Below are 12,204 nucleotides of genomic sequence, written 5' to 3' on the forward strand. Positions count from 1 at the left end.
CCATGGCGCTTTTCACCCGCACCTTCAGCCACAAGAAGTGGGTCGACGCCGTCGACCGCGTCACCGCGGGCGGTGACAACGGCTTCAATGTCCGATTCCAGGCCCTCGAGGTCGATCTGGACAACATCAGCGCGGCGTTCAATACGGTCGCGTCGGGTCTGTCGCGGCAGGTGACGATCAACCTCGTACCCAGCCTGACCCAGGTGGGCCCCAACGGCTGGGTCCACGACCTCGGCGTCGCGAGCAAGGGGGGCACCGCGACGGCCGCGTACGGCATCCAACCGGTGGTGCTGCCCCCGACCGGGACGATCAAATCCTTTCGCGCGCTGGGCCAGAAGTCCGGCGACGGCGATCTGCGGCTGGAACTGTTCCGCCAGGAGTTCCTCACCTCGGACCAGTCCTCGGTCGCCCTGATCTCCGCGCCCAAGACCGGCCCCGGGGAGACGTTCGATCGCACCCTGCCGCCCGTCGCGGGCACCGAGGGCCTCGACCCGAAGTACTCCTACTGCATCTCCGCGCGACTGACCGGCGCGGCGGCCGCGGACGCGGTGGGGCTGTTCGGCTTCCAGATCGTCTGTGTCACCAGTTGAGCGTCGCTCGGGGAAAACCACTGAGAGAAAAGGAAATTCACATGCCCAATCTCAATCCCAACGGCCGCTTGGTCGTTTCCTACGTGGGCGGCGACCAGGGCACCGGCCGCCCGCTGCCGCAGGGCACCGCCGTCTGGGCCAGCCCGAACATCCGCTTGGCCACCGAGGGCGAGAAGGACGCGCTCCTCGATCCCGCCTATTGGGACCGTCCCGAAGCCGCCTGGGACGGTAGGGTATTCGTCGACACCAAATACTATCTGCTCGTCCGGGTTCTCAATCGCGGCGACTTCGCCACCGAACCGCACGACGTCCCGATGCCGCTGCACGGCATCTCGATGGAGGGCTGGGTGTCCGACTTCACCGCGGGCTACATCGGACCGGCCAGCCAGATCGACCCCCCGCCGAATCCGGACATCAACGGCGACACCGCGTTCAGCGGTATCCGGAACGTGGTGCTGGAGCCGAACGCGCAGACCGTGGTGGCCAGCGACGGTTTCTGGCGTCCGCAAGCGGGCGATATCAACCACTACAACGGCGGGCACGTGTGCGTCGGCGTGAACGTCTTCTCCGCGGGCGGTGACGTCATCGGCGGCGGGGGCGGGGTGATCCATGTGGCGCAGGCCGACGCCACCTATCCGGCGGACGGGAAGAAGATGCGGGCCCGGCCCATCACCACCCAGTTGAACGTGGTCGGCGACACCCATCACGGCCAGCGCAACATCATGATCACCCCGAAGCCGGTGAACGCCACGCTGGTTCGTCAGGTCCTCGTCGAGGTGCCCGCCGACGACCGCTGCCCGCTCGAGGCCGAGGTCGCCCTGCGTCCGGTCGCCTTGCAGACGGACGGCGGGGACGCGCAGCGGGTGGCCGCCGCGGTCGGACTCGAGCGGTACCACTGCCCGACCGACCCGTTGGACAATGTGGGCATCGATGACGACGGCGATCCCAGCCACGAGGTCGGGATCTTCTTGAAACCCGGCGAACGCCGCTGGCTGACCATCACCGTCGCCCCCGCCGAGAACGAACGCCCCGGCGACATCTACGCCTTCGACATCGTCACGACCGAGGAGGGCACCGAGCGGCTCTACGGCGCGGCCCGCATGTACGTGGCGGTGGTCGCCGAGGGCTGATATCGGAAAGGGTTGCGGTCGTGCGAGATTCGGCCACCGGCGAGGCGAGAGCCTTCGAGATGTCGAGGAGGGCGGCCCCGGCCTTGTACGATCCTGAACGGATGGCCAGGAGCGAGGCGGGGACGGCGTTATGAGAACGATGTGCCGAGCCGTGGTCGTCGCGCTGCTGGCGGTGTGCGTGCCGGGTGTCGCGACGGCCGCGCCGGACGATGCGGCGGCGGGGCGACCGGGGTCGGTGATCGCGGTGCTGCCGCAGGACGACGGGTGGCATCACCTGTCCGGCGGGTCGATCGTCGAGTACTGGATGACCGGATCGGAGGGCGCTCCGCGTCCCGCGAGCGGCGCGCTGTTCCTTCCGTCCGGTCCACCGCCGCCGGGCGGCTGGCCGATCATGGCCTACGATCACGGCACCTCCGGACTCGGGCAGGGGTGCGGGCATCAGTCCGACCCGGTGACGCCCGGGGCGCAGCCGGAGGGGACCGCCCTGCCGAGGGCGGGGGGTTTCAGCGAAAGCGTTCTGCTGCAACACCTTCTGGACCAGGGCATGGCGGTCGTCGCGCCGGACTACCTCGGCCTCGGCCGGTTCGCGACCGGACCGCATCCGTACCTCAAGGTGGATACGGAGGCGAGCGCCACCATCGACCTGGTGCGGGCGGCCCGGGCCGCGCATCCGGAGCTGTCCCGTACCTGGGCGGTGATCGGCGGATCCCAGGGCGGTCAGGCCGCGCTCGGCACCGCGCAGCGTCAGCGAATCGTCGCGCCGGACCTCGACTTCCGCGGCGTCATCGCCGTCGACCCCGAATCCGACGCCGAGGATCTGCTGCCGCTGGCCGGGCCGGGGGTCCCCGCGCTGGCCGCGGCCGGTGGCGGCGAAACCGCCCTGGTCGCCATGATGCTCGTCGGCCTGCGCGCCGCCCACCCCGAACTCGATATCGACGGCTACCTCACCCCGCTGGGCCGGGACATACTGGAAACCATTGCGACACAATGCCTCCCGCAGATCGGTGCCCGGCTGCGCGGCATGGCGATCGGCGACCTGCTGTCGAAACCGCTGAGCGACGAGCGGTTCCGCCGCACGGTCGCCGACTACCTGGCCGTGCCCACCGATGGCTACGACGCGCCGATCCTGTTGCTGTTCAATACCGCCGACCTCGTGGTGCCCTCGCCGTTGCACGCGACGCTGGCGGCCCAGTTCGCCGCCCACGGAGTCGCCTACGACACCGTGGTCGGCACCGGCTCCCACACTCAACTCGACCCGCGCATGTGGGCCGCCATCGACAGGTTCATCGCGCCCTTGCGCCCGTGACCGCGGCGGGTCGCCGTGCCGGTCCGGAGTAAACGCGCCGCCGTGTGCGTTGTCGCGCTCGAGGTGTCGCGGCGGCGGTCCGCGCCGGAAGGGACGGGAGTCGATGAATCTGCGTCAGTTCGAGTACGCGCTGGCGGTGGCCGAGGCGGGGTCGGTGACGGCGGCCGCGGAGCTGATGCGTGTCGCGCAGCCGTCGATGTCGCAGCAGATCCGCAATCTGGAACGGGAGCTGGGGGTGACACTGTTCGCCCGCACGCCGACCGGGCTGACGCCGACCGTGGTGGGGCGGGCGTTCCTGCGGGAGGCGGAGGTCGCGGTGAGCGCGTCGCGGCGGGCGCGGGCGACGGCACGGGCCGGTGCCGAGGAACTCGTGGGTGAGTTGGTGGTCGCGGCGCAGATGGGTTTCGGCACGCGGCAGCTCCCGGGCGTGCTCGGCGCGCTGCGCCGCCGCTTCCCCGGGCTCGAGGTCACCGTCTTCGAGGAGCCGAGTTCGGCCGAGCTGGAACGACTCTGCAGTCAGGGCGTACTGGACCTCGCCCTCATGGCGGCCTGTGAGCGGGGTCCGGCGGGCGCCCATCACCTCGGCTACGAGGAGTTCGTCGTGGTGCTGGGCGCCGGACACCGGCTGCTCGACGCGGACCGAGTCGAACTGGCCGATCTGGACGGGGAATCGTGGGTGCGCTTCGACCGCGACAGCGCCCTCGACGGCGTGCTGACCGGCGTGCTGCGCGACAACGACCTGACCTCGACCACCGCCGCCCGCGTCTCCCAGACCGCCACCGCCATCCGCTGGGCCGCCCACGGCCTGGGCATCACCCTCGTCCCCGCCTCCGCCGTGCCCCGCGGTGACGAACATCTGGCGCGCCCGCTGGTCCCGGCCGTGTCCCAGCCCGTCGTCGCCGTCCTGCGGGCGCAGCCGGGTCCGGGGGAGACCGCGCTGCTCGAACTCCTGCGTGAGCAACGCTGGCACCAACCCGCTCAGAGCTGGGTGACACCGCCGTCCACGACCAACTCGGTGCCCACCGCATAGGTGGCCCGTCGGTGATGACGGCGTTCCTGTCGGTGTGCGCGTCCCTTGCCGAGTTCCGTTCTCTCTCGAAAGGTGTTCAGCCTCGGGGGAATTCGCCGCCGTCGACGACGAGGGCGCTGCCGGTGAGCCAGCTCGCGCGCGGGGACACCAGGAACAGCACGGCGTCCGCGATGTCGTCGGGTTGTCCGTCGCGGCCCAATGGGGGAGTGGTGTCCGCCCCGGGGCCCGCGTCCAGGCGCGCCCACTGCTCCCGGGTGGCCTCACCGCCGGGGGTGGCGGTGCGGCCGGGGAGACGGTGTTGACCCGGATTCCGAACGGGGCCAGCTCCGCGGCGAGTCCGCGGCTGTAGTTCTCCAGCGCCGCCTTCGCCGTCGTGTAGTGCAGGAACGGCGGGGCGGCCGTGGGTACCGCGGCCGAGGAGATGTGCACGATCGTTCCCGAACGCCGTCCCCGCATCCCCGGGGCCAGCAATGCGTCCAGCCGCACCGCCGCCAGGAAGTTCAAATCCAAGGCGTCCCGCCATATCTCGTCCGGAATGGCCAGGGCGCCGGGATACGGGCTGGCCCCGCCCGCATTGTGGATCAGGATGTCCACCCCGCCGAGCACGTCCCCCGCGGCCGCGGCGAGCGTCCGCGCTCCCGTCGGCGTCCGCACGTCGGCGGCGACGAAGGCGGCTCCCTCCGGCGCGGTGCTCTCCGCCGACCGCGCGGTGGTGAGCACCGTGGCGCCCGCCGCGAGGAGTCGGCGTACCACGGCCGCGCCGATTCCGCGCGTGCCACCCGTCACCACGGCGCGCTGCCCAGCGAGTTCCTTTGTGGCCGAATCGGTTTCGATCATAGTCATGCTTCGCGCAGTCCTCTCGAATTCCCTGTGCTCGACGAAAAGACGGATGAGCCGCGGGGGTGCGGAAATTCGCGATGTGCGGCTCGCCGAGCTGTTTTCACGGTATGGGCGGGCGACCGCGCGAGGCAAAGACGAATACTCAGCGGGCGGTATAGGAAATTCCTATGCGGCGCTTCAGGACAGCTCCAGCACCGCCTTGCCGTGCGGGCGGCGGGACAGCAGGGCGTCGGCCGCCGTCCCGAACCGCGTCCAATCGCCCCGCCAGGCGATGCTCGGATCCAGGGTGCCGTCGGCGACCCGGGCGGCCAGCCAGGTCAGGTCCGGGCCGAGGCCGGTGCACGCGAGCAGGAAGAACGTAGCGATGGACCGGTCGTACCGCCCTCGGACAGGCGCCGATACGCCTCGACCAGGTGCGGGCCGCCCACCAGATCGATCACGCCGTCGACCGGTTCGCGCAGGTCGGCGGGACCGGAGACGACCTCGGTCGCGCCGAGTGCGCGCAGACTCGCACCGTGCGCGTCGGGATCGCCGGTCGACGCGACGACGTGCGCGCCGCCGAGGCGGGCGAGTTGGACCGCGTAGCGCGCGCTTCGTCGGCCGCTAGGCGGAACCGGCCGGATCGGGCAGGTCAGTCCGGCCCAGCACCTTGTGCAGCGTCGCCGTCAGGGCGTTCAGATCCTCGATCGGCACTGCGCGGAAACGTGTTTCGATACCCGACAGGTAGTGCGGGGCGGCCTCGTGCAGGCGCTCGCGGCCCGCGTCGGTGATGCTCACGAACGCCGAGCGGCCGTCGTCGGGGTTGGCTTCCCGGCGGACCAGGCCCTCGCTGGCCAATTCGGTGATCAAACGGCTCACCCGGGTGCGGCTGAGGACCACGCGTTCGCCGAGGTCGCTCATCCGGAGTCGTTGTGGCCCATCGAGTTCCAGCAGGACGTCGTACCAGCTCAAGGGCATTCCGGTGGCACGGCGCAGTGCGGTGTCCAGCTCGGGCACCAATTGGGCGTGGACCCGCAACAGCGCCGACCAGGCGGCGGCCGCCGGTCGAGTTCGGTTCGCGGACTGGGGCATCGCCCGATCCTATCCGGTTGCGTGCGCCCGCACATATGTAGTAGCGTGCACACGCACATAAATTTCGAGAAAGGCTCGCCATGACCGCACTCATCACCCGCGACGAACTCGCCCGGGAGATCGAAGCCGGCTCGGTCACCGTGATCGACGCGCTCGGCGCCGAGTACTACGCCAAGGCGCATCTGCCCGGCGCGTTGAACCTGGTCGAATCCGACGTGGAAACCGCGGCGCCCCAACTCCTCCCGAACAAATCGGCGCCGATCGTCACCTACTGCTCGAACGCGGCCTGCGGCAACAGTCAACAGGTGGCCACCAAACTGGAGGCCCTCGGCTACACCAATGTCCGCAAATACCGTGAGGGCATTCAGGATTGGACGGAGGCCGGGCTGCCGATCGAGAGCTGAACCGCTGCTATTCTGGTGGACAATCGACGCGCCCAACGGGGGGTCCGCCTGCGGCAATAGTTGACCAGGGGGAGTGATGGACGGCGTGGAATCTGCCGATTTCGAGGTGCCGGGCTTCGAGTTCCCCTGGTCCGGAGCCTGTCACCCCGAGGTGGCCACGGTGGAAGGGCGGATGATCGATTGGGGAAAGGCGCAGGGGCTCATACCAACTCCCGCCTATGAGGAACGCATCACCCGTACCCGATACGGCTACCTCGCCGCGAGGTGTTATCCGAACGCCGATGTCGTCCTGTTGCAAACGATCGCCGACTACCTTCTGTGGTTCTTCCTCGTGGACGACCTGTTCGTCGATCGCGTCGACACGGTGACCCCCGCGACATTGACCAACCTGACCGCCATGATCGACGTCCTCGACCTCGACCGAACCCGCACGCCCCCGGTCTACGGCGAAATGCCGTGGGCGGACGTGTGCCACCGCCTGCGCACCCGACTCTCGCCGGAGCATTTCGACCGATTCGCCACCGGCATGAGACTCTGGGCGGCCACCGCGGGGCTACAGATTCTCAATCATCTCCAGTCGGCTCCCATCGGCCTCGGCGACTACGAGACCATCCGCCGCCACACCAGCGGCATGAACCCCTGCCTGGCCCTGTCCGACGCCGCGACCGAACCCCTCCCGCCGGAGGAATATCACCATCCGGATGTCCACCGACTACGCCTGCACGCCAACAACGTGGTGTGCTGGTCCAACGACATCCAAAGCCTGCCGGTGGAGGCCCGCCAACCCGGCCAGTTTCGAAATATGGTGACGCTCTACGCCTCTCACGGCCACACCCTGCCCGAGGCCGTCGCGATCACCGCCGATCGCGTACGAGCGGAGATCGCCGCCTTCACCCGGCTGGCCGACGCCACCCAAAACGGGGCCGGTCCCGCCCTGGCCGCGTACATCGACGCCCTGAAGCATTGGATGCGCGGCTACCAGGACTGGTACGACCACGACACCCAGCGCTACGCCACCGCCCACGCCGAGCGCGACGCGGACGACCGCGGCGTCATCTCGCGGGACTGGGAAAGGTTCACGCCTCCTGCTGGGCGCCCGGGGTGTCCTCGGTGAAGAACGCTCGCAGGGCGTCGGCCATGGCGCGCGGGCGGAGGGTCGGTGCGATGTGACCACTTGGGAGCGTGTGGGTTTCGGTGCCCAGGAGGGCGGCGAGGGTGGTGGTGCATTGGTGGAGCAGGCCCGTGGTGGTGGCTCCGATGGCGGGGGTGAGGGCGGGGGCGTGGGTGCGCAGGGCGGTCAAGTCGGGTTCGTAGCGGCGGACGGCGGGGGCGTCGTGGGTGAGGAAGACGGTGAGGTTGGCGAGGCGTTGGGGGTCGGGTGGGGTGAGTTCGACGTCGGGTTCGCGGTCGGTGGGGTCGAAATCGATCAGGCGGAGGAATCGGGCCATCGCCGCCTCGATACCGGTGCTGGCATAGGCGGTTTCGACGTCGTGTTGGGCCTGGCGCAGTTCGGTGCGTGCCGGTTCGTCGAGGACGGCCGAGAGGGGTGGTTCGTGGAGCATGGCGCGGCGGACGAGGTCGGGGTGGGCGAGGGTCAGTTGCAGGGCGATGACCGCGCCGATGCTGCTGCCGAAGACGAGGGCGGGTGTGTCGGTCGTGGCGGCGAGGATCGCCGCGGCGTCGTCGGCGTGGCTGGCGATCGTCACTTCCGTTGGGGCGGTGGCGCTTCGGGACAGGCCGCGGCGGTCGTAGGTGACCACGGTGAATGTCGAGGCGAGGTGGTCGGCGAGGCGATCGTAGGTGTCGGCGTCGCCGTCGCCGCCGGGGAGCAGGAGCAATACCGGTCCGCGACCGCGAATCTCGCAGAAGAGGCTACCGCCGGGGACATCGACCATGAGCGTTCTCACCACACACTCCTCGAGCTACTCAGAGTTGCTTACGAGCATAGGAATGCGCCCGGGGATAAGCAACTCGAGGTAGCTTAAGAGGGTGGCCGAGACGAGGAGACGAGGTGCGGTGCTCGAGCGGGCACTGCTGGATGCGGCATGGGAGGAATTGCGCGAGAACGGCTTTCACGCCATGACCATGGCGGGCGTCGCCGCGCGGGCCGGGGCCGCGAAGTCGGTGGTGTATCGCCGGTGGCCCGACAAGGCCGCCGTCGTGCACGCGGTCGTGCGGGACCGGGTACCCCGCCTGGGCCGGGTGGAGATCACCGGCGAACTGCGCCGCGACGCGCTCGCCGTCCTGGAACAACTGTCTGCCACCCTTCGGGGACTGTGCCTGGTGGATGACACCGATCCGGTTCTGGCCCAACGACTTCGGCGGGCCGCGGGCGACGAGGCGGTCGCACTGCTGACCGATGCCGTGACCGCGTACGGGTGCGACGCGGCGACCGTCGGCAGGCACGTCATACGGGTGCCGGTCGATCTGCTGGCCCACGCCCCGGCCGATGAGCAGACGCCCACGCTGGACCAACTCGTCGACGACATCTTCCTCCCCTTGGTCGATCGTCATCGCGGGTGAGCCACGGACGTCATCGGCTCTCGGGGGCCTCCGACGACACGCGAGGTTCCGCCCGGGACCCGAGCGCGGCATCGACCGCGTTCTCGAGGTTCTTCCGCAGAACGGGGCAGTCCCGGGCCGGGTCGTCGCGGGGGCAGGTGAGGACGTGGTCGAGGACGCGTTGCGCCTCGGCCAGCCGGTTCATCTGCTCCCGCATGGCGTGCAGGGATTCGGCGAGAACCCGCCGACCGAGCGTTCGATCGTGCGGGGGCGGATCGGCGAGCACCGCGGCGGTGTCGGACAAGCTCATCAGGCCGTCGCGGTGCAGCAGTTGGATGAGCGCGAGTCGGCGCAGTTCGTTGCGGCCGTAGGTGCGCACGGTCGCGCGCCGGCCCGCCGGGCACAGCAGGCCGAGTTCGTCGTAGTAGCGCAGCGCCGAGACCCGGATGCCGAACGCGCGGGCGACCTCGCTGATCGTGTGATCCATCGGACCATCCTCGCAGCCTTGCGCTCCAGTGCACTTGAGCGTGCACGGTGAATCCGAACGGATCACCGAGGAGGACGGCATGCGGCAGCGGTACGAGGTAGTGGTGGTGGGCGCGGGCCCGGTGGGGCTGTCGACCGCCTTGTTCCTGGCGGAGCAGGGCGTGCGGGTCGCGGTCGTGGACAAGCGCGATCCGATGAACGCGCCGCCCCGGGCCAGCACCTCGGTGCGCACCCTGGAGTTGTTCCGCTCGATCGGGCTGGGACCGGCGCTCGATCGAGTCGGCTGGGACGGTCCCGCGCCGCTGTGTTCGGTGTTCAAGGACAGCGCGGTCGGCTCGGTGCTGTACACGGCCGCGCCCCCGGCCCGGTACGCGCGGCGGCTGGCGACGTGCAGTCCGGTGAGCATCCGCCGCGCGGTCACCCAGTACGAGGTGCAGCGGGTGGTCATGGACGCGTTGCGCCGCGGCGGCGGCCGGGTGCGGTTCGGCGTCGAGCTGACCGGCCTGGACGTCACCGAGACCGGCGTGCGGGCCACGGTGTGCGATACCGACACCGGCGCGCGGGAGCAACTGAGCTGCGCCTATCTGATCGGGGCCGACGGCGCCCGCAGCCTCGTGCGGCGGTTGCTCGGCGTCGGGATGCCGGACCGGCGGGTCGCGGCCCGGCCGAACACCGCCTTCTTCCGCGCCGACCTCGGGCGGCTGCTGCCGGAGTCGGCCTCGCATTCCTGCTTCATCCGCAACGAACGGGTGTACTGCACGCTGTTCGCCAAGGGCGCCGACGGCACCCGCTGGTCCTCGCACATCCTGGACTACCCGGGCAAACCCGCCGAGCTCACCACCTTGACGCCGGAGCGGACGATCGGATTGCTGCACGCGGCGATCGGCGACGACTCGGTCCCCATCGAGTTGATCGAGTGCAACGCGTGGAAGGCCGCGTTCGGCCTCGCGTCCACCTTCCGCGCGGGCCGGGTGTTCCTCGCCGGGGACGCCGCGCACACCCAGAGCTCTGCGGGCGGACTCGGCATGAACACCGGAATCCAGGACGGCCACAATCTCGCCTGGAAACTCGGCGCGGTCCTGCGTGGACAGGCCCGCGACACGCTGCTGGACAGTTACGAGCCCGAACGCCGGGCCGCCGCCGAGGCGTCCCTCGCCGTGTCCGAACGGCTGCACCACGGCTATCAGGCGCGGCGGGACACCGCCGCGCTCTACGCCCGCCTCGCCGCCGACTACCTGCGCGGCATGCTCTGCTACCGGTACACCGGCGGCGCGGTCGTCGCGGACGACGAACCCGATGCCGACGTCCTCGACGATCGTGTCGTGGTGGGTCGCCGTCTCCCGCACCGGTGGCTCACGGTCGAGGGCCGACGACTGTCCACCCTCGATCTCGTGGGCTTCGGGTGGACGCTGCTGACCGGCCCCCGCGGCGACGCCTGGCACGCGGTGGAGAAGACCGCCGACTCGATGGTGTGGGTGCGGCAGCTGACCGCCGACCAATTCGACGGCGACAGCGCGGCGTTCACCGAGATGGCGGGCATCGAACCGGACGGGGCGCTGCTCGTGCGTCCCGACCACATCGTGGCCTGGCGCTCACCCACCCTGCCCGCCGCGCCGGAGGACGCGCTCCGGCGCGTGCTCGCGGCACTGCTCGGCAGGGCGTGACCCGCAACGTCGAGCGCGCGCGGGTAACGATCCGGCGCACGAACAGGTTGCGGGCTGGTAGCGATCTCGTATCGCGACCGGCCGATCCGCCCGCAGAAGGCTGGGTAGCGGGGGATTTTGCGACGAAATCGCAGCGCTGGACGGGTCGCACAACCCTTCCTATCATCGCCGAATGATTGCCAACAGTTCGCCAGTGCGGGTAGAGAGCGAGTTCGCGCCCCTGCGCACGGTCGTGGTCTCCCAGAGCGAATTCCACGCCCCGGCGCGCGCGGAGATCCTCGGGCACTCGATGCCCGTGGAGGACAGCGCCGTGGAGATCCTGAACGCGGTGTGGGGCAAGGACTTCGGGGACGTCTTCCCCGACCGGCAGCAACGCTGGGAGGCCGAACGCGAGGAGTTGGCCGACCTGTTGCGCCGCCACGGCGTGGAGGTGTTGCGCCCGCGGCTGTTCACCGAGGTGGAGAAGGACGCGGCCGGGGAGACCGGATGCGCGAACTTCTTCGTGCGCGACCCCTGGTTCACCGTCGGCGAGCACGTCATCGAGGGGGTGATCCAATTCCCGCACCGCCGCATGGAGGTGCTGCCGAGCCGGGATCTGCTGCTCGACCGCGTGCTCCCGGCCGAGGCGCACTACGTCTCCCTGCCGCAACCGGAGGTCTCCCCGCTGGGCCACCCGGGGTCCGGTCCGTTCCTGGAGGGCGGTGACGTGCTGGTGCTCGGGAAGCACGTGTTCGTCGGCTCGTCGGGCATGGCCACCAACGCGCTCGGCGTGCGCTGGCTCGCGAAATACCTGCGGCCCTTCGGCTTCACCGTGACCCCGGTCCCGCTGCCCGAGCATGTGCTGCACCTGGACTGCGCGATCGGTCTGGTCCGCGACGGGCTGCTCATCGCGTGCCCGCAACGCCTGCCCGGCGGCCTGCCCGAACCCCTGCGCGACTGGGATCGCATCGAGGTCGGCGAGGACGAGGCGGCGGCCATGGCGACCAACGGCCTGCCCATCGATCCCGACACCTACGTCATCGACGTGGAATTCGAGCGCGTCGGCAAGGAACTCGAGGCGCGCGGCGTCACCGTCGAATATCTCGACTTCGCGGTGTCGCGGCTGTTCGGCGGCGCGTTCCGCTGCTCCACCCAGCCGCTGCTGCGCGCCGGCTGACGACCGCCCGACCGATCCGAGGAGG

The 12,204-nt window shown here is 70.1% G+C and carries 13 protein-coding genes and 1 pseudogene; 9 read left to right on the top strand and 5 right to left on the bottom strand.

The annotated features are described in order from the left end of the window. The first annotated feature begins 2 nt into the window (after positions 1–2). From ACWDSJ_RS09590 to ACWDSJ_RS09605, 4 genes are all read left to right on the top strand, one after another. A complete protein-coding gene (locus ACWDSJ_RS09590; RefSeq protein ID WP_387365108.1) occupies positions 3–590 on the top strand; it encodes a hypothetical protein in 588 nt (195 codons plus the stop codon). Between the two features lie 41 nt (positions 591–631). Then, positions 632–1,720: a hypothetical protein gene (locus ACWDSJ_RS09595; protein ID WP_450030610.1), complete on the top strand. Its 1,089-nt coding sequence runs from the start codon at positions 632–634 to the stop codon at positions 1,718–1,720. Between the two features lie 130 nt (positions 1,721–1,850). Further along, on the top strand, positions 1,851–3,026 hold the full coding sequence (locus tag ACWDSJ_RS09600; RefSeq protein ID WP_450030612.1) for a lipase family protein: 1,176 nt from the start codon (positions 1,851–1,853) through the stop codon (positions 3,024–3,026). A gap of 103 nt (positions 3,027–3,129) precedes the next feature. Continuing rightward, a complete protein-coding gene (locus ACWDSJ_RS09605; protein WP_450030613.1) occupies positions 3,130–4,056 on the top strand; it encodes a LysR family transcriptional regulator in 927 nt (308 codons plus the stop codon). Between the two features lie 76 nt (positions 4,057–4,132). Here ACWDSJ_RS09605 and ACWDSJ_RS09610 read toward each other — a convergent pair whose 3' ends face one another. The 3 genes and pseudogenes from ACWDSJ_RS09610 to ACWDSJ_RS09620 all read right to left on the bottom strand — a co-directional run bounded on the left by ACWDSJ_RS09610 (position 4,133) and on the right by ACWDSJ_RS09620 (position 5,967). Next, a complete protein-coding gene (locus ACWDSJ_RS09610; RefSeq protein ID WP_450030615.1) occupies positions 4,133–4,255 on the bottom strand; it encodes an SDR family oxidoreductase in 123 nt (40 codons plus the stop codon). Between the two features lie 65 nt (positions 4,256–4,320). Beyond that, positions 4,321–4,899: pseudogene (locus ACWDSJ_RS09615) on the bottom strand (SDR family NAD(P)-dependent oxidoreductase); the annotation flags it as partial. 600 nt (positions 4,900–5,499) lie between these two features. Continuing rightward, positions 5,500–5,967, bottom strand: a complete 468-nt coding sequence (locus ACWDSJ_RS09620) for a MarR family winged helix-turn-helix transcriptional regulator (protein ID WP_450030617.1) — start codon at positions 5,965–5,967, stop codon at positions 5,500–5,502. A gap of 80 nt (positions 5,968–6,047) precedes the next feature. Here ACWDSJ_RS09620 and ACWDSJ_RS09625 point away from each other — a divergent pair, with 80 nt between their 5' ends. Continuing rightward, positions 6,048–6,371 (top strand): rhodanese-like domain-containing protein, encoded by a 324-nt coding sequence (locus tag ACWDSJ_RS09625; protein ID WP_387365090.1) that lies wholly within the window; start codon positions 6,048–6,050, stop codon positions 6,369–6,371. 85 nt (positions 6,372–6,456) lie between these two features. Continuing rightward, entirely contained in the window at positions 6,457–7,485 is a 1,029-nt protein-coding gene (locus tag ACWDSJ_RS09630) for a terpene synthase family protein (RefSeq protein ID WP_450030619.1), read from the top strand. Here ACWDSJ_RS09630 and ACWDSJ_RS09635 read toward each other — a convergent pair. Beyond that, on the bottom strand, positions 7,448–8,278 hold the full coding sequence (locus tag ACWDSJ_RS09635) for an alpha/beta fold hydrolase (protein WP_450030621.1): 831 nt from the start codon (positions 8,276–8,278) through the stop codon (positions 7,448–7,450). The two genes, ACWDSJ_RS09630 and ACWDSJ_RS09635, sit on opposite strands and share 38 nt — an antisense overlap. Before the next feature lie 82 nt (positions 8,279–8,360). On the opposite strand from ACWDSJ_RS09635, the gene ACWDSJ_RS09640 reads away from it, so the two are divergent. Continuing rightward, positions 8,361–8,894: a TetR/AcrR family transcriptional regulator gene (locus ACWDSJ_RS09640; RefSeq protein ID WP_450030623.1), complete on the top strand. Its 534-nt coding sequence runs from the start codon at positions 8,361–8,363 to the stop codon at positions 8,892–8,894. A 10-nt stretch (positions 8,895–8,904) separates the two neighbouring features. Here the strand turns inward: ACWDSJ_RS09640 and ACWDSJ_RS09645 are convergent, their stop codons facing one another. Continuing rightward, the gene (locus tag ACWDSJ_RS09645) at positions 8,905–9,360 is read right to left on the bottom strand and encodes a MerR family transcriptional regulator (RefSeq protein WP_450030625.1); all 456 of its coding nucleotides are present in this window, start codon (positions 9,358–9,360) and stop codon (positions 8,905–8,907) included. 40 nt (positions 9,361–9,400) lie between these two features. Between ACWDSJ_RS09645 and ACWDSJ_RS09650 the strand changes: the two genes are divergently transcribed. Together ACWDSJ_RS09650 and ACWDSJ_RS09655 are read left to right on the top strand one after the other, a co-directional pair. Continuing rightward, positions 9,401–11,023, top strand: coding sequence for an FAD-dependent oxidoreductase (locus ACWDSJ_RS09650; protein ID WP_450031023.1), 1,623 nt, complete (start codon positions 9,401–9,403; stop codon positions 11,021–11,023). Between the two features lie 193 nt (positions 11,024–11,216). Beyond that, positions 11,217–12,179 (top strand): dimethylarginine dimethylaminohydrolase family protein, encoded by a 963-nt coding sequence (locus tag ACWDSJ_RS09655; RefSeq protein WP_450030627.1) that lies wholly within the window; start codon positions 11,217–11,219, stop codon positions 12,177–12,179. The last annotated feature ends 25 nt before the right edge of the window (positions 12,180–12,204 follow it).

Source organism: Nocardia sp. NPDC003482, from assembly GCF_053588115.1.